This is a genomic window from Cohnella sp. AR92, assembly GCF_003990975.1.
GTDB lineage: Bacteria > Bacillota > Bacilli > Paenibacillales > Paenibacillaceae > Cohnella.
On record NZ_RZJR01000004.1, the window covers coordinates 23413 to 36505 of the forward strand.

At 50.8% G+C, this 13093-nt stretch carries 20 protein-coding genes and 1 pseudogene; 16 read left to right on the forward strand and 5 right to left on the reverse strand.

The genetic code is table 11. The features are described 5' to 3' along the window. From ELR57_RS07165 to ELR57_RS27800, 3 genes are all read left to right on the forward strand, one after another. On the forward strand, positions 1 to 1914 hold the full coding sequence (locus tag ELR57_RS07165) for a hypothetical protein (RefSeq protein WP_126958354.1): 1914 nt from the start codon (positions 1 to 3) through the stop codon (positions 1912 to 1914). 46 nt (positions 1915 to 1960) lie between these two features. Then, the gene (locus tag ELR57_RS07170; protein WP_126958355.1) at positions 1961 to 2503 is read left to right on the forward strand and encodes a hypothetical protein; all 543 of its coding nucleotides are present in this window, start codon (positions 1961 to 1963) and stop codon (positions 2501 to 2503) included. Positions 2504 to 2568: 65 nt separating this feature from the next. Next, the gene (locus ELR57_RS27800) at positions 2569 to 2733 is read left to right on the forward strand and encodes a hypothetical protein (RefSeq protein ID WP_158629953.1); all 165 of its coding nucleotides are present in this window, start codon (positions 2569 to 2571) and stop codon (positions 2731 to 2733) included. A 1-nt stretch (position 2734) separates the two neighbouring features. On the opposite strand, the gene ELR57_RS07175 is transcribed toward ELR57_RS27800, so the two are convergent. After that, positions 2735 to 2932: a hypothetical protein gene (locus tag ELR57_RS07175; RefSeq protein WP_126958356.1), complete on the reverse strand. Its 198-nt coding sequence runs from the start codon at positions 2930 to 2932 to the stop codon at positions 2735 to 2737. Between the two features lie 100 nt (positions 2933 to 3032). On the opposite strand from ELR57_RS07175, the gene ELR57_RS07180 reads away from it, so the two are divergent. Genes ELR57_RS07180 through ELR57_RS07200 form a run of 6 tightly spaced genes read left to right on the forward strand, consistent with a single transcriptional unit; the run spans position 3033 to position 6821 of the window. Then, positions 3033 to 3218 carry a hypothetical protein gene (locus ELR57_RS07180; RefSeq protein ID WP_126958357.1) on the forward strand — a complete coding sequence of 62 codons (186 nt, stop codon included), beginning with the start codon at positions 3033 to 3035 and terminating at the stop codon, positions 3216 to 3218. Then, positions 3211 to 5301: a WD40 repeat domain-containing protein gene (locus ELR57_RS07185; RefSeq protein ID WP_126958358.1), complete on the forward strand. Its 2091-nt coding sequence runs from the start codon at positions 3211 to 3213 to the stop codon at positions 5299 to 5301. Before ELR57_RS07180 ends, ELR57_RS07185 begins: the two co-directional genes overlap by 8 nt. Before the next feature lie 12 nt (positions 5302 to 5313). Continuing rightward, the gene (locus ELR57_RS07190; RefSeq protein WP_126958359.1) at positions 5314 to 5604 is read left to right on the forward strand and encodes a hypothetical protein; all 291 of its coding nucleotides are present in this window, start codon (positions 5314 to 5316) and stop codon (positions 5602 to 5604) included. Next, positions 5604 to 5750 carry a hypothetical protein gene (locus tag ELR57_RS28075; protein ID WP_192896540.1) on the forward strand — a complete coding sequence of 49 codons (147 nt, stop codon included), beginning with the start codon at positions 5604 to 5606 and terminating at the stop codon, positions 5748 to 5750. Before ELR57_RS07190 ends, ELR57_RS28075 begins: the two co-directional genes overlap by 1 nt. Positions 5751 to 5766: 16 nt before the next feature. Beyond that, positions 5767 to 6165 carry a phage holin family protein gene (locus tag ELR57_RS07195; protein ID WP_126958360.1) on the forward strand — a complete coding sequence of 133 codons (399 nt, stop codon included), beginning with the start codon at positions 5767 to 5769 and terminating at the stop codon, positions 6163 to 6165. Further along, a complete protein-coding gene (locus ELR57_RS07200) occupies positions 6165 to 6821 on the forward strand; it encodes a glycoside hydrolase family 73 protein (RefSeq protein ID WP_126958361.1) in 657 nt (218 codons plus the stop codon). Before ELR57_RS07195 ends, ELR57_RS07200 begins: the two co-directional genes overlap by 1 nt. A 56-nt stretch (positions 6822 to 6877) precedes the next feature. On the opposite strand, the gene ELR57_RS07205 is transcribed toward ELR57_RS07200, so the two are convergent. Then, positions 6878 to 7345 carry an HNH endonuclease gene (locus ELR57_RS07205; protein ID WP_126958362.1) on the reverse strand — a complete coding sequence of 156 codons (468 nt, stop codon included), beginning with the start codon at positions 7343 to 7345 and terminating at the stop codon, positions 6878 to 6880. A gap of 172 nt (positions 7346 to 7517) precedes the next feature. Then, entirely contained in the window at positions 7518 to 7766 is a 249-nt protein-coding gene (locus ELR57_RS07215; RefSeq protein WP_238162433.1) for a hypothetical protein, read from the reverse strand. Positions 7767 to 7982: 216 nt separating this feature from the next. On the opposite strand from ELR57_RS07215, the gene ELR57_RS07220 reads away from it, so the two are divergent. From ELR57_RS07220 to ELR57_RS07230, 3 genes are read left to right on the forward strand one after another with little or no spacing between them, the layout of a single operon-like run. After that, positions 7983 to 8180: a hypothetical protein gene (locus tag ELR57_RS07220; protein WP_126958363.1), complete on the forward strand. Its 198-nt coding sequence runs from the start codon at positions 7983 to 7985 to the stop codon at positions 8178 to 8180. Then, a complete protein-coding gene (locus tag ELR57_RS07225) occupies positions 8177 to 8581 on the forward strand; it encodes a YhjD family protein (RefSeq protein WP_126958364.1) in 405 nt (134 codons plus the stop codon). Before ELR57_RS07220 ends, ELR57_RS07225 begins: the two co-directional genes overlap by 4 nt. Further along, positions 8578 to 8769: a hypothetical protein gene (locus ELR57_RS07230; protein WP_126958365.1), complete on the forward strand. Its 192-nt coding sequence runs from the start codon at positions 8578 to 8580 to the stop codon at positions 8767 to 8769. Before ELR57_RS07225 ends, ELR57_RS07230 begins: the two co-directional genes overlap by 4 nt. Positions 8770 to 8926: 157 nt before the next feature. Here ELR57_RS07230 and ELR57_RS07235 read toward each other — a convergent pair whose 3' ends face one another. Further along, positions 8927 to 9139: a helix-turn-helix domain-containing protein gene (locus ELR57_RS07235; protein ID WP_126958366.1), complete on the reverse strand. Its 213-nt coding sequence runs from the start codon at positions 9137 to 9139 to the stop codon at positions 8927 to 8929. Between the two features lie 61 nt (positions 9140 to 9200). Between ELR57_RS07235 and ELR57_RS28585 the strand changes: the two genes are divergently transcribed. From ELR57_RS28585 to ELR57_RS07250, 4 genes and pseudogenes are all read left to right on the forward strand, one after another. Next, positions 9201 to 9407, forward strand: coding sequence for a helix-turn-helix domain-containing protein (locus ELR57_RS28585; protein WP_370452226.1), 207 nt, complete (start codon positions 9201 to 9203; stop codon positions 9405 to 9407). Between the two features lie 25 nt (positions 9408 to 9432). Then, positions 9433 to 9642 (forward strand): annotated as a pseudogene (locus ELR57_RS07240) (manganese catalase family protein); the annotation flags it as partial. Positions 9643 to 9680: 38 nt separating this feature from the next. Beyond that, on the forward strand, positions 9681 to 10478 hold the full coding sequence (locus ELR57_RS07245) for a DUF2935 domain-containing protein (RefSeq protein ID WP_126958367.1): 798 nt from the start codon (positions 9681 to 9683) through the stop codon (positions 10476 to 10478). Positions 10479 to 10759: 281 nt separating this feature from the next. Continuing rightward, positions 10760 to 11167 (forward strand): hypothetical protein, encoded by a 408-nt coding sequence (locus ELR57_RS07250; RefSeq protein WP_126958368.1) that lies wholly within the window; start codon positions 10760 to 10762, stop codon positions 11165 to 11167. A gap of 594 nt (positions 11168 to 11761) precedes the next feature. Here ELR57_RS07250 and ELR57_RS07255 read toward each other — a convergent pair. Next, positions 11762 to 12934: an IS110 family RNA-guided transposase gene (locus ELR57_RS07255; RefSeq protein ID WP_238162434.1), complete on the reverse strand. Its 1173-nt coding sequence runs from the start codon at positions 12932 to 12934 to the stop codon at positions 11762 to 11764. Between the last annotated feature and the right edge of the window lie 159 nt (positions 12935 to 13093).

Sequence of the window (13093 nt, forward strand, 5' to 3'; positions counted from 1 at the left end):
ATGTACCAATTAAGCGCGCTTTACGCTGACTACCTGCGCCGGATGGACCACCAGTTCATCGTTAAGGTCGACGTCGACGGGGTTGAATACGACAACACTGTAATCGTGGATTTCACAATCGAGAATGGGATTTCGCCTAACGATGAGTTCACGGTCGGCGCGGCGGTCGCGTCCAAGTTGACGATCAACCTTCGCATGCGCGGCGAGATACCGGTTAACGCACAGATGACGCCTTATCTGGCGATCGATACCGGAAACCTGACTTGGGCTTCCGCAAAGTACCCATGGAACGAGATGCACGTCGCGTGGGAGAGCGGCTCGACGGAATGGTTGCCACTTGGAGACTTCTACATCGACACACGCACGCGGGTGAACAATTACTGGACGTATACGTGCTATGACAAGCTGATCTGGGCTGATCAACCGTATACGTCTTTGCTGAGCTTCCCGGCGAGCCAGCGGGCTGTCTGGGATGATATCTGCAACTCACTCGGATACGAGTGCGAGGACGTCGTCATTGATCCGTCCTACTCGATCGAGACGGCGCCGACCAACCTCACCATGAGGCAGGTCATGGCGAACATCGCGGGGTGCAATGCGGCAAGCGTTTTTGTCTCTCTGGACGGTAAGATCAAGTTCAAGCGGTTCGCGGCCGCGGCACCGATTGACTTCGATATGACGTCTCGAGATTACATCCGCGCCAAGCTGACCAACCCCATCAAGACGTACACGCGCATCGTGGTAACGGCCAGTACGGAGGATGACATCATCTACGGTGCCGGTTCGGGGGACGAAGGGCATACGCTTAGCCTCGACAATACGTTCGCGACACAGCAGATCGTCAATGACCTGTATGCGCAGCTAAACGGATTTTCCTATCAGCCTGTTGAGATGGATACCCGCGGCTTCCCGCAGCTTGAGCCTGGGGATTCGATCGACTTTTCCCGGAATGAAGGTGCGACGTGGGCAGAGATGACATTGCAGTGGGCTAATGCCAATATCCCGTGGGATGGCATGGTCCATTATAAGTCGATCATCTTGCATCAGACGCTCTCCTTCAAGGGCGGGCTCAAGATGTCCATCAAGGCACCGAGCAAGTCCGAGCAGCGGTCTGAGTTTGTGACGAAGGGCCCGCTGACGCAGCAGGTTGAGACGATCGACAAGACGGCCGTTAAGCAAGGGAAATCCTATTACGGGGTCACGACGAGCAAAGAAGAAGGGCTTGTCATTGATCGAGATGACGGGAAGGCGAAGGCTGTCTTTAATGCGGACGAGCTGACCTTCTATAAGGGGAGCAGCAAGGCGCTCTGGTTTGACGTCGCGAATGACAAATACAAGTTCTCCGGCACGCTGGAAGGCGTGGACGGCATCTTCAGCGGCACAATCCAGGCAGGGACAATCATCGGCGGGACGATCTCGGGTTCGTCGATAAGCGCAGGGACAATCAGTGGAACCACGATTACCGGAGGAACGATAAACGGCACGACGATTACGGGATCACTGATTCGGACGGCGGCTAGCGGACAGAGAATTGAACTTAGCACAACCGGCAAACTGCTTGCTGCTTATTACAACGATTCTGACTATATCGCTTTGAATCCGCTACTCGGGAGCGGTCCAGCATTGGAAATGTTCAAGGGCGGAGCAAGGATCGGAAGCTTAGTGATGGACGGTACTAACGTATGGTTAAATGCCCAAAACTCTCTCGTTTTAAATGCTGGAGGGGGTATCTCAATTCAGGGAGGTTGGTCTAGCTTATCAGCTTCAGGACAAACGATGGAGGCTGCACTTGCAGCAAAGGCTTCAGCGTCGACAGCAATTGTCAATGTAGCGTTTGATAATTCTACTCGGAATCTTAAATTCTATAACGCGGCTGGAACGCAGGTTGCAACCGTAAATATTCCTGTCTCGTAACATGTGGTATACTGTCACCAAATGGAATAACATGGGAGGGTGCCACATGAAAAGGATTCCAACATTTCTTCTCGGCGCAGTGGTGGGCGTCGCTTTAACGGTTTCTGCCAGCACGTATGCCGCTTCTGCAGGTTTGATTGGAAAGAAAATTACATCTGAGGTGCCTATCGTTCTTGATGGAAAAAAGCTTTCCGAGAAGGGTTCGGTTGCAGAAGGAACGACGCTACTTCCGGTTCGTTCTCTGGCAGGAGCATTCCAAGCAGGCGTTGAATTCAAGGATGGAACGGTATATTTGACCACTTCAAGTGCGTCAACTGAAGGAGGCGCTTCGGCGTTGGATGACGAGGCGAAACAAGGGAAAATAGCGTTGCTCAATCAACAAATTCAAGAAATATCCGAGAGAATTGCTGCAGCTCAAGCCTCTTATGATGAAACTCAAAAAACAATTGAAAACGCAAAAGCATACCCGGAATTGGCAGATTTTGTTGAAATAACAACCAAGAATAATGAAAAAACAAAAGCAACAATTGATCAATTGGAAGCCGAAAAAGCCACTATCGAAGCCCAGCTTAAAGCCCTGCAGCAATAATCAAATAACATGCACACGGTCCGCCATTGGCGGGCCTTTTTGTTGTGCGAAGGAGAGTGTCCATTATGCCGAATATCGGAGAGCTTACGGTGAAGGTGAATGTGGAAATTGAGCCAAGTGTGGAAGAGAGTATTCGCCAGATCGTCCGCGAAGAAATAGCCGCCCACAAGGAGCGGCTGGAAGTGAAGAAAGAAACAGCCCCGTACTACGGGGTTCAAGTTAACCGATGAATCATTGTTTCAATACTGAGGCTGGTAAATACAACTCGACATACCCGCATGAATCGCAAATATGAGGGACGACAGGTAGAATCTTGTCTTCCGCCAATTCGAAGCCGTTGTCGGTTTGTTTGATTTCAACAAGACCGTTATAGACAGAATGTTCTTTTAGCGGTTTTCCGCATTGTCTACAATCCAAAATTTTCTCCATTGAGGATTCCTCCCTTCTCGGTAGATAGGCACAACATCCTATCCTTCGACATATTGGGAGGTTTTTCCTTGCAAACAAACGTTCGAAGGAGGTCATCCCATTGGCAAGAGTGGAACCCGTGATTCGTCTCGAGATCGACCCTCTGCAGCCGGTCCCTGAAATCTGCGCGGTCATTATGTCCGTCGTCCCTTATAATCCCGGACAAGAAGAGGCGATCCTTCAGGGGGTTAAAGAGGCCGTTGAGCAGAGGATAGCCCAATTGAAAGGAGCTGAGAAGCTTGGCTAATCCATATTGCAACCTTCCTGGCAATGAGAACATCAGTGACACATACCAGATGATCACCGAGGGGTTCGACGGCGTTGATACGGATCTCCAAGGCCACATCGGCAAAGGAGGCAATGCCCACGCCGTCGCTACGCCAACGAAAGCCGGTTTTCAGTCTGCAGAAGACTTCATCAAGCTGGACGGGATTGAGGCGGGAGCGGAGGTAAACCAGCCGGCATTCTCCAAGATCAATGGAATTCAAGCAGACGATCCGGAAGATGAACTGACATTCGAGGAAGGAACAGGCATTGCGATAACGACAGATCCTGCCTCGAAGAAAGTCAGGTTCACTGCAACAGGAGACGCAACACCGGGGCCTCACGCAACAAGCCACATCCCCGGGGGTAACGACGTCATCCCCGACGCGGTTGCGGGCGGAAGCTCGGGGCTTATGTCCGGAGCGGATAAGGCGCTATCCAATAACCGTAACGGATACGGCACGACAACCGGCACGGCAACTGTATTGGCGGTCACGCTGTCTCCTGTTCCGACAGGGCTGGTCGAAAGTCTCCGGATCGCCATTAAGCTTCATGTCGACGTTACTGCGGCTGCCACTCTTAATGTTAATAGTCTCGGAGCCAAGTCACTAAAGAAGGCTAATGGGAACGACTTCACGGGTAAGGCCGGTGGCATCTATACCTTCGTTTACAGCGGATCGGCTTTTATCTTACAGGGTGAAGGGGGGGAGTATGGGACAGCAGGCGCGGGTGATGTTCTTACTGGCAAGACGATCGGGACAGATACGGGCGTTGTCGAAGGTGCGATGCCTAATATCGGGGCAGTCACGATCACTCCAGGCGATGTCGAACAGACAATACCGCTAGGCTATCACAACGGGTCGGGCAAGGTTAAGGCGGTCACGCCGGTCACGGGGCAGACAGAAGAAACGTTCATCTTCGCAGAGTCGATCAACGTAAAGGATCCCGTTTATATCTCCCTAGTCGGGGGTGCGCCAACCAAGATCGCTGATCCTGATGTCATGCCGACCGGGAATCCATATACTGGACAAACAAATGCTTTCTCGCCAGACGGATTATACCTTGCTGTAGCCCATAACGGAACACCTTACATCACGATTTATAAGCGTTCAGGAGATAGCTTCACGAAGCTAGCTAACCCAAGCACGCTGCCCGCAGGTACGGGAGGGCGTTGTGCTGCGTTCTCTCCAGACGGAATTTATCTTGCTGTTGGATCTATTGCATCTCCTTATATCACGATTTACAAGCGTTCTGGAGATACGTTCACGAAATTATCTGATCCAGGTACATTACCAGCCTCAGCAGTAAACGGAGTGACATTCTCGCCAGATGGTCTTTATATGGTTGTTAGTCATGGGACTTCTCCGTACGTAACAATTTATAAACGTTCAGGAGACACCTTCACAAAACTAGCAAATCCAAGTAGTTTGCCTGCGTCAGCAGCGAATGGAGTTGCTTTTTCGCCAGATGGAAACTTTTTGGCGGTTGGTCATGCGAATTCGCCTTATGTAACAATTTACAAACGTTCAGATGATACATTCACGAAATTAGCTAACCCGAGCACACTGCCTACTGGTACCGTTATTGGAGTTGCATTCTCTCCAGATGGAAACTACTTGGTTGCTGCTCACGGGACGACCCCGTACATTACGATTTATAGCAAGGTAGGTGATGTGTTTACGAAATTGGCTAACCCAGCTACTCTGCCGACCGACAATTCGTATGCTGTTGCTTTCTCGCCAGATGGAAACTTTATGGTTATTGGTCACTCTACAGCTCCGTTCGTAACTATTTACAGTAAATCGCAAGACGTATTCACTAAATTGTCTGACCCATCCTCGTTACCAACGGGTCAGACCTATGCTGCCACCATTTCCCCAGATGGCGTCTATTTGGCCCTTAATTGTTACATTACTCCTTTTCTGATGTTATATAAATTCAACTTTAGCTGCTATCTATTTGACACAATGGCAGAGTGGAGGGCAGCGGCAGTAAGAAAGATTGGCTACGCCAAAGAATCGGGTGCGGCCGGAGAAAGCAAGAAGGTCATTATTACTCATAGATAAGGAGATGGGACAATGAGAACATTTTATTTTCAACTAGACGGCAATATCATCCGTGACGCGATCGAATATCCTTTTGACGGTTATACGGCTGTGCAGTTGGAGGTTACCCACCTGCCTGCAGGGATCAACGCTGGGTACTATCGTTGGAACGGAACGGCGTACCTGATCGATGAGGAGCTGCGAGCGCAGATCGAGCAAGCGTCGGTTGATCCGACCGTAGCCGAGAAGATGGCTCAGCTAGAAGAACGACAGAATCTAATGCAAGCGGCTCTTGACGATCTCATCCTTGGAGGTGGCTTGTAATGGCGGCATATATGGCTCAGAGGATTATCGACGGGGCCTTTGACGCTCAAGGCGGATACGCATACGTCATCAGTAAGCGGGCCGATCTAAAGGCGGGCATCGACGCTTACCTGACACAACAGGGACGAGAGGACTTGATCTTATAAAAGGGGCTGATCTGAGATGAATTGGCAATCCATAGTGAATGCAGGCGCCGGGATTCTCGGCGCTTTTATTACGTTTGCGTTCGGACACTGGACGGAGTCGCTGACGTTCCTGTTAACCGTCATCGCGATCGACATCGTTAGCGGCATGTATGCCTCGATCCGGGAGGGACGCGGCCTTAACTCAGCGGTTGGAGCTGCGGGACTGGCGAAGAAGGGCTTAATGCTCCTGGTCATCATCCTGAGCTATCGAGTGGATGTTCTACTCGGCAGCGAGGTGGTCATGGGCGGCGCGATCTATTTCTACATCGCGAATGAGCTCGTATCCGTGACGGAGAATTACGGCCGGATCGGGCTGCCGATGCCGGACAAGCTGAGGCAGATCATCGCGGTACTGAAGCAGAAGGGGGAAGCGTGATGGCTACCTATAAGAAATACGCCAAAGACGCCTTTATCGCGCTTATCGCTCCGATCGTAATGCAGGTCCACAAGGAGGGCGGCCGGCTGCTGCCTTCCGTCCGGATTGCTCAAGCATGGCTAGAGACAGGCGGCAGCGTGCCGAGCTGGAACAACCTCGGCGGCTACAAGGTCGGGAGCGGCAAGCCCACGGCATTCTGGGACGGCTCCAGCGTCAATACGGCGACCAAAGAGGTATACGGCGGCAAAACGGTCAACACGACGGCCAACTGGCGAGCCTATCCGTCCATCTACAACTATTTCAAGGATCAAGACCTGCTGTTCACCAAAGATCGCTATGCGGCTGTACGGGCGGCTACGACGCCGCTGACGCAATGCCAGGCGCTTAAGTCTTGCGGGTATGCAACCGATCCGGATTACGCCAGCAAACTCATGGCGATCGTCACGGCAAATGGTTTAACCAAATATGACGGCCTTGGGGCCGCGGGGGAGGAAGAGGAATTGAAGCTTTCCGAATATCAATGGGGAATTGTTGAGGCAAAGATAAAGGCATTGATCGACACCGGCACGGTTAAAGATGTGTCTTGGCTGGAGAAGGCCAAGAAGCGGACGCTGACGATATCTGATCTCGCATGGCTCACATTCGTTGTCGCTTAACGATCAGCCCGGGGGCTTCGGCTCTCGGGCTTTTTTTGTTTTCAAAGGCAGCGAGGCTACAATTCCTGCCCATCTTCGATATACGGGTGATGGTACTTTTCTTCAGCTTCAGCACGCAATGCGATTGCTTCCTCCTTGCTGATTCGGTACCCCAGATGAATAGTTTTTCCTTGGAACCCGATATAAGCTTTCCACTGCTGACGATCTTCTAGCCATATGACGCCTTTATGTCCGCTCTTATTGCCGCTATGCAGTTTGGCTTTAAGAGCGGTTTTGCGCGTTCCATCAACTTTATCCGATTCTATATGCTTTTTAGCTCCTAAATCGCGTTTAAGTGGTTGAATGCATCCGCAGCTTTTATAATAACCCGCTCTCAAACTTGTACCGGCCACATAAGTAATTTCTCCGCAGGCGTGACATTTACATTTCCACAATCTCGTTTTGTGTTCATTCCGTTCATTGCTTAATTCTATAACTTCAAGATCACCAAATCGTTGACCAGTGATGTCTATTCTTCTGCTCATCGATTGTTCCTCGAATCCCGATACTCATTAATCTGTTTCCTAAACCATATCGGCCCACTTGCAAGACGCTGGATCGGGGCAGGAAATACGCCTCGACCCAGGTACGTGATGATACGTTGCTTAGACCATCCGAGCAGCTCAGCGGCTTCCGCAACGCCTGCAAGGGGCGGAATCAGTTTCCCTCCTGCCACTCCGAGTAGAAGCCGTAGGAGCCGAACTGAGTTAATACTTCGTCGTCTTCGGCTGGTTCTACACCATACCAACGGGAGATCAGGATTTCAGCGCCGTTATCATCGAGGATTCTAACGTCTTGTTGCGTGTAAGCCATCCCTTCCAGCGCAGCAACTTTTGCTTCGTTCAGATCGCCTTCAACCGTATGTACAACACCAGTGCCGTAATCAATCGTTAACATCGCAATCATCCTTTCGCCTCATCCGGTTTCTCCGGCTTGTTGGTGTTCCGTGTATCTTGCTGTTAACTTTATAATACACTAATTGTATTACAAAGTAAACATCATTTTATCGTTAGATGGATGTTTTCTGTGGCTCCTTATTGTAACTTGATAAGAACGCTAGTTCGCATATATAATACAAAATATAACAAGAACACGTGTTCTTATATTTGGAGGCGAACGGGAATGTCCATCGAGAAGTTTATCGGGCGTCGCGTAGAAGTTATTTACCAAGATGGCAAAGGTGAGTTGTCGCAGCGGGTCGTCACCGTGCATTCCGTGAGAGACGGCAGCGCCCGCGTCTTTGATTGCGACAAGCAGGCGTTCCGGACACTTAACTTGGACCGTATCCTCGCCGTCATGCCAACTAGGAGGGCATCATGAGTAAAGTGCCAGTACCGGCCACAGGCCAGCTAACAGCAGACGAGATGTACCTGGTAAGAGAAGCTATCCTGCTTCCGTTGATCCTTCAGATGCTCGACAAGAAGCTAAAGGAAATGGAATGGTCATCCGACACGCTAAAGACGCTCTATAAACGTTCTATCGAGCTCGTGATAGATCGGGTGCTTCAGGATCACATTGGTGTACGTAAGGAGCTGCGGGCCAGAAGGATTAAAACATGGGACGGAGACAACACCGATTTCGCGCTATACATCAATTACAACTGTCGGGGATACGACGGGAATTTCTTCGTTACCCATGACCTGGCTAAGTCGGAGATAGGCGTGAGGCTAGGCAAGTACATCCAGGAGGCATTCTTGCCGATCTCTGGAGGCCTGACATGAGGGATATCTATGTCGTGATTCACGGCGGCGTCAATGTCCTTGTGACTCCCGTATTCATCGATGCCTTTAGACGATACATGGAGAGTTTTGAAGAGGGGATAAGGGTCGAGGTCTGGCGTAATGGAGAGTCGTCGACTTGCTGGGATATCTCTGATTTCATGGCAGTTGGTTTAGTAAGAAGGATGTAAAAAGTAACAGAAATGACAGGGATATAATTCCATATCATTGAAAGCTTAACGGATACATAGTTCGACAGCTTTCGACCATTTATTTGGTTTACAATTTATTTGGGAACGCCGGCGTTCCCAATGACCCAGGGGAGTGCGGTTTGTCCGCAATACCCGCTCATTCTGTCTGCCATTCGTACAATTCCTCCATGTTGCATCCAAGGATACGAGATGCTGTGTACATCGCCTCGACACTCATCAATCTAGTGCGATTGCAAAAGTGGGATACCATCCTCTTGGACCATCCGGAACGAATTGCAAAATCGGTTTGTGACAACCCACGAATGTCTAGCCAGTCTTGAAGCAGGCATCTCCCTCGGGAGTATGCCAATGTTTTATCTCCTTTCGCAGATTTCGCAGGTACATTATACCATCAAAGGTGGGAACAAGGTATGGGGGAGTTATGGCCAATCACTAAGATCACATTGAGATCAGCGAGGCTCCTTCGAAATTTAAGTCTGAATGAAGTTTCTATGCATGTTAAAATCTCTGCAAGGAAAATTAGTTATTACGAACGAAACGTTTGTGCAACTCCTCTAGATGTTGCTATCACCCTTCTTGACTTCTACGGAGTTCCATTTTATGCACTCGATTATTAAAGAAATTGTTGAGTCTAAAAATACAAAAGGCGATCCCATTGCCGATTTGTACGAGGATATAGCGGCAGAAGAAAAAGCGCGCGCAACTTATCAATGGCTGATCGATTATACGGATGATGTCGATATACAAGACGCCTTGAAATTCCTGAGGGAACGGGAGATCGTTCATTCGTTGCGCTTTAAGGAAGCGGTTGAGATCCTTAAAGCCGACCGGGAACAGAAGAAGGTTTTCTAAGCCGAGCTATAGCGGTTGCAGGAAGGAGATAGAAACGTTTGAGCGATTCCCCTCTGGAGGAGCATCGTTTCTGGCTGCAGATCATGGGCGACCATGGCCGATTCATCTTCTCCGCGTTGTCTCCGGCCGAGAAGACCGATATCCAAGCGGCAGAAGCCTTTAAACAGGCCTACGACAGCCTGTTGGAGCAGGCCCGCCGAATGACATCGGAGCAGGAGAGCGGAGCTATCGACCGACCGGCCTATGAGCTGACCTTGAATTTCAGGGAGTTCAAGCTTGATTTGCTTCGGAGAACGATTCTCGGACAAGTCGCGATCTCGTTTACCCCCACGTTCCTCAATCATATGGTCAACGAGCTCGAAGAGTATCTGCGCATCCTCTCCGCGTTAGTCGAAGGGAAGCCGGTTCCGCAGTTCGATGCGCTGCATCACGACTTTCTATGGCTGCCGGATGCGGCGGGCCACGCCGCTTCGATCGCGGGGGATCTGGATTTCATGGAGAAGCGGATGATCAAGGCGAGCCAGCAATTCGAGATGCACTTCGAGCAGCTCTACCTGAAGAGCATCGAAATGGCGGGCTACATGAGAACGAGGCTTAAGGATTTCCCCGCGTTCCGCAGGTTCCATACGGAGATCGATGTCGAGATGAAGCTGTTCGTCGCGTTCCTGGGCGAGCTGGAGGCGATGGAGCTTTCCGCCGAAGCGTTGGATAGGATCAGCCCGTTGATGCCGGATCATATGATGCGGGAGGAATGCTATTACTTAACCAAATTAGCCCGAATCGGTCTGGTTCCCGCTCCCGATTGCCGGCCGGATAAGCCGCGAATGGAAGCGTGAAGCCATCGGAAGCGGCAATAGACCGGGGAAGGGCCCCGTTCGCCATTAGGCGAGCGGGGCTTTTTTCTTTCGGTGTATTAGGAAATGATCTTATCGGCATCTAATGACGCCGAAAGCATTTTTTGCTTGCTGCATCGGGAATTGTCACAGACTTCCCATCGGGTCGTAACCGAATGGACGCAATTGATGCTCGAATAAGCCAACCGTTTGCCGTCATTTTTCGGTATGATGAGAAGGAGAATAGCAACGGGGCTCCTGTTGGCGGAAGGAGAAAAGCGCGAATGATTCAACATGGCGAAGACAGAAGAGGACGATGGCCGAGAAGGGCAGCGCTGCCGCTGCTCATGCTCGTTGCGATATTCTGGCTGGCGGGCTGCGGGAACGGAGAGAGCAAGCTCAGGTTCGACGAGGTCTCGCTTGCCAGCGAACCGGCCGCCGCGGCCGCAGGCGCGGAGACGAAGCTGATCGTCGAGGTCGATAACGATAAATACAAAGACAAGGAAGCGAAGGTTCAGATCCAGATCAATTCGAACAGCACGCTTCCGCAACTGCTCGACGCCGCCCGCGAGGAGGACAACTATGTCGTCTCCTACACGTTCCCGAAGGCGGAGCAATACACGATCACCATTCACATGTACTACGGGGAAGACGAGCATTACGCGTTCGGCAAGCCGTTTAAAGTATCTTGAGAGAACGGAACGAGACTATCAAGTATGGAATGGGGCTCCTGCTTAACGCGGGGGTCTTTTTCCATTCCCATCCGGTATTTTGGCAATACCCCCTCTTGTCGAGGCTAAAAATACGTTTAAGCGTCGCTCATCTCCGTAAGAATTCGTATTAGCCCCTTTTCGAGCGAAAAAGGGGCTGTCACTTCCGTTGCTATGAACGTTTTAGTCAAGCCCTTCGTATTTGTTCTGTTTTTACTCAAGCACTAGGCACAGGAGCAAATATGCGAGCGACGGTTGGCACGCTGCTATCCGTGGGTTGGTTACCACATTTTATGCCTTCGTCAGGGAGAGCAAGCGCTAGCTAGAAACGCACGTTCGACGAATCCTCGTCTAGTGCAAACGGAAAACGCGAATTCTCTCCTGAAACCTTCCATTTGCTCCTGGGCCTAATGCTCGAGCGGGAGCTTGTCAAGCGCATTCCTTGACAAGCGGTTCTCTATACGGAACACTGTCATTCCTTCCAACAGCTTGCTGTTGGAAGATGCGACACGGCGAGTGTGGGGGTGCAGGGGGCGACGTCCCCTGCGTATCCCCTTTAGGGGACGGAAGGGGGAATTACACGGCTGTTGGCTTCTCAACCGTTCGAGCTATTGCCCATATAAAGCCGGTCAATTCCCGTGCCACAGCCCCAATGGCTACATTTTTCTGCTTGTTCTTTCCGAATACCAGATGCCGATATTTACGGTGAAGCCGTTCCTGCGCTCTCCAAGACAACTGCTGTACTTCAGCAGATAATCCATCCAAACGCTTTACAAGCTCACCCTTAATCGCCGGACGGTGACGGTAACTCCAAGCCGATTCAATCAACGTGCGTCGCAAGTGTCCGTTGCCCGCCTTGGTCATGCCTCCCCGGCGTGTGCGCTGTCCAGTGGAATACTCGCGAGGAACCAGTCCCAAGTAAGCCATAAGCTGAACGGGAGAACGAAACCGAGCGAATGTGCCGATCTCTGCGGCGATGGTGATTGCCGTTAGAAGCCCTACCCCACGCAAAGACTGAAGCACTTGAATGATTGGCGCTTTCGCTCCTATGGTTGCCTGTTCGAAAAGCACTTTTTCAATCCGCGCTATGCGTTGTTCTACTTCTTCCAGTGCATGCAGCATTTCCGTAAAAGCAATTTGCAGGGCGATGTGCTCGAAGGTGAGCCGTGCCAGCCATTCCCGATACTTCTTGGTCCACCTGCGTTTGATTGTGGTTGGCGGATGGATTTGATGCCGAAGCAGGAACTTGAGCAACCGCTGCCTGGCCCTGTGAATATCTTCTCTTGCAGCTTCGCGAGTGCGAACAAGGTCGCGCAAAGCTTCATCTTCTCTCGATGGCACGTGAACGGCCGTCAGTTCGCCTGCACGGAAAAGACGTGCCAATTGCTCGGCGTCTCTGCGGTCTGTTTTCACATGATCTCCAGCGCGTTTTGGGATGAGAGAGGGAGCAATAACGGTGCAGCTAGCACCCATGGATTCAATCCAGCGATGCGTTTCAAAGCCAGTGGGTCCAGCCTCATAACAGAAGGTTAAACTATCCGCTGGCCCCAGTTCTTTAATGAGTTTACGAATCGCAGCAGGTGTGTGAGCGATGGTGCCGTAGTATCGCGGCGCCTCGCGCCCAGCATCCGCGATAGCAACGGAAATTTTTTCTTTGGAGACATCTAAACCGACGTATTTTGTGGCAGAATGCATAGTAGCAGCTCCTTTTGCTTGTAGCTCTGAAAATGGTGTGTTGATACTCTCCATTTTTAACCTACGACTTGAAGCAAATACGGGGCTGTTTTTGTTTTACGTTCATCATAGCTAGACGATAGCTGCATGCTGTAAGCGGATGCTGATAGGATGGGCCTTTTTCGCCCAGCAACTTTTTTCCAATTGTTCCGTCTTATTGGTTAATAAGATTGG

Excerpts from the sequence above, each read along its gene's own strand:
- ELR57_RS07165 (WP_126958354.1), top strand. The coding sequence starts at position 1 with ATGTACCAATTAAGCGCGCTTTACGCTGACTACCTGCGCCGGATGGAC.
- ELR57_RS07215 (WP_238162433.1), bottom strand. The coding sequence starts at position 7,766 with ATGATTGCGATGTTAACGATTGATTACGGCACTGGTGTTGTACATACG.
- ELR57_RS07255 (WP_238162434.1), bottom strand. The coding sequence starts at position 12,934 with ATGGAGAGTATCAACACACCATTTTCAGAGCTACAAGCAAAAGGAGCT.
- ELR57_RS07170 (WP_126958355.1), top strand. The coding sequence starts at position 1,961 with ATGAAAAGGATTCCAACATTTCTTCTCGGCGCAGTGGTGGGCGTCGCT.
- ELR57_RS07225 (WP_126958364.1), top strand. The coding sequence starts at position 8,177 with ATGAGTAAAGTGCCAGTACCGGCCACAGGCCAGCTAACAGCAGACGAG.
- ELR57_RS07175 (WP_126958356.1), bottom strand. The coding sequence starts at position 2,932 with ATGGAGAAAATTTTGGATTGTAGACAATGCGGAAAACCGCTAAAAGAA.
- ELR57_RS07200 (WP_126958361.1), top strand. The coding sequence starts at position 6,165 with ATGGCTACCTATAAGAAATACGCCAAAGACGCCTTTATCGCGCTTATC.
- ELR57_RS07220 (WP_126958363.1), top strand. The coding sequence starts at position 7,983 with ATGTCCATCGAGAAGTTTATCGGGCGTCGCGTAGAAGTTATTTACCAA.
- ELR57_RS07250 (WP_126958368.1), top strand. The coding sequence starts at position 10,760 with ATGATTCAACATGGCGAAGACAGAAGAGGACGATGGCCGAGAAGGGCA.
- ELR57_RS28075 (WP_192896540.1), top strand. The coding sequence starts at position 5,604 with ATGGCGGCATATATGGCTCAGAGGATTATCGACGGGGCCTTTGACGCT.
- ELR57_RS28585 (WP_370452226.1), top strand. The coding sequence starts at position 9,201 with ATGGGGGAGTTATGGCCAATCACTAAGATCACATTGAGATCAGCGAGG.
- ELR57_RS07190 (WP_126958359.1), top strand. The coding sequence starts at position 5,314 with ATGAGAACATTTTATTTTCAACTAGACGGCAATATCATCCGTGACGCG.
- ELR57_RS07195 (WP_126958360.1), top strand. The coding sequence starts at position 5,767 with ATGAATTGGCAATCCATAGTGAATGCAGGCGCCGGGATTCTCGGCGCT.
- ELR57_RS07230 (WP_126958365.1), top strand. The coding sequence starts at position 8,578 with ATGAGGGATATCTATGTCGTGATTCACGGCGGCGTCAATGTCCTTGTG.
- ELR57_RS07205 (WP_126958362.1), bottom strand. The coding sequence starts at position 7,345 with ATGAGCAGAAGAATAGACATCACTGGTCAACGATTTGGTGATCTTGAA.
- ELR57_RS27800 (WP_158629953.1), top strand. The coding sequence starts at position 2,569 with ATGCCGAATATCGGAGAGCTTACGGTGAAGGTGAATGTGGAAATTGAG.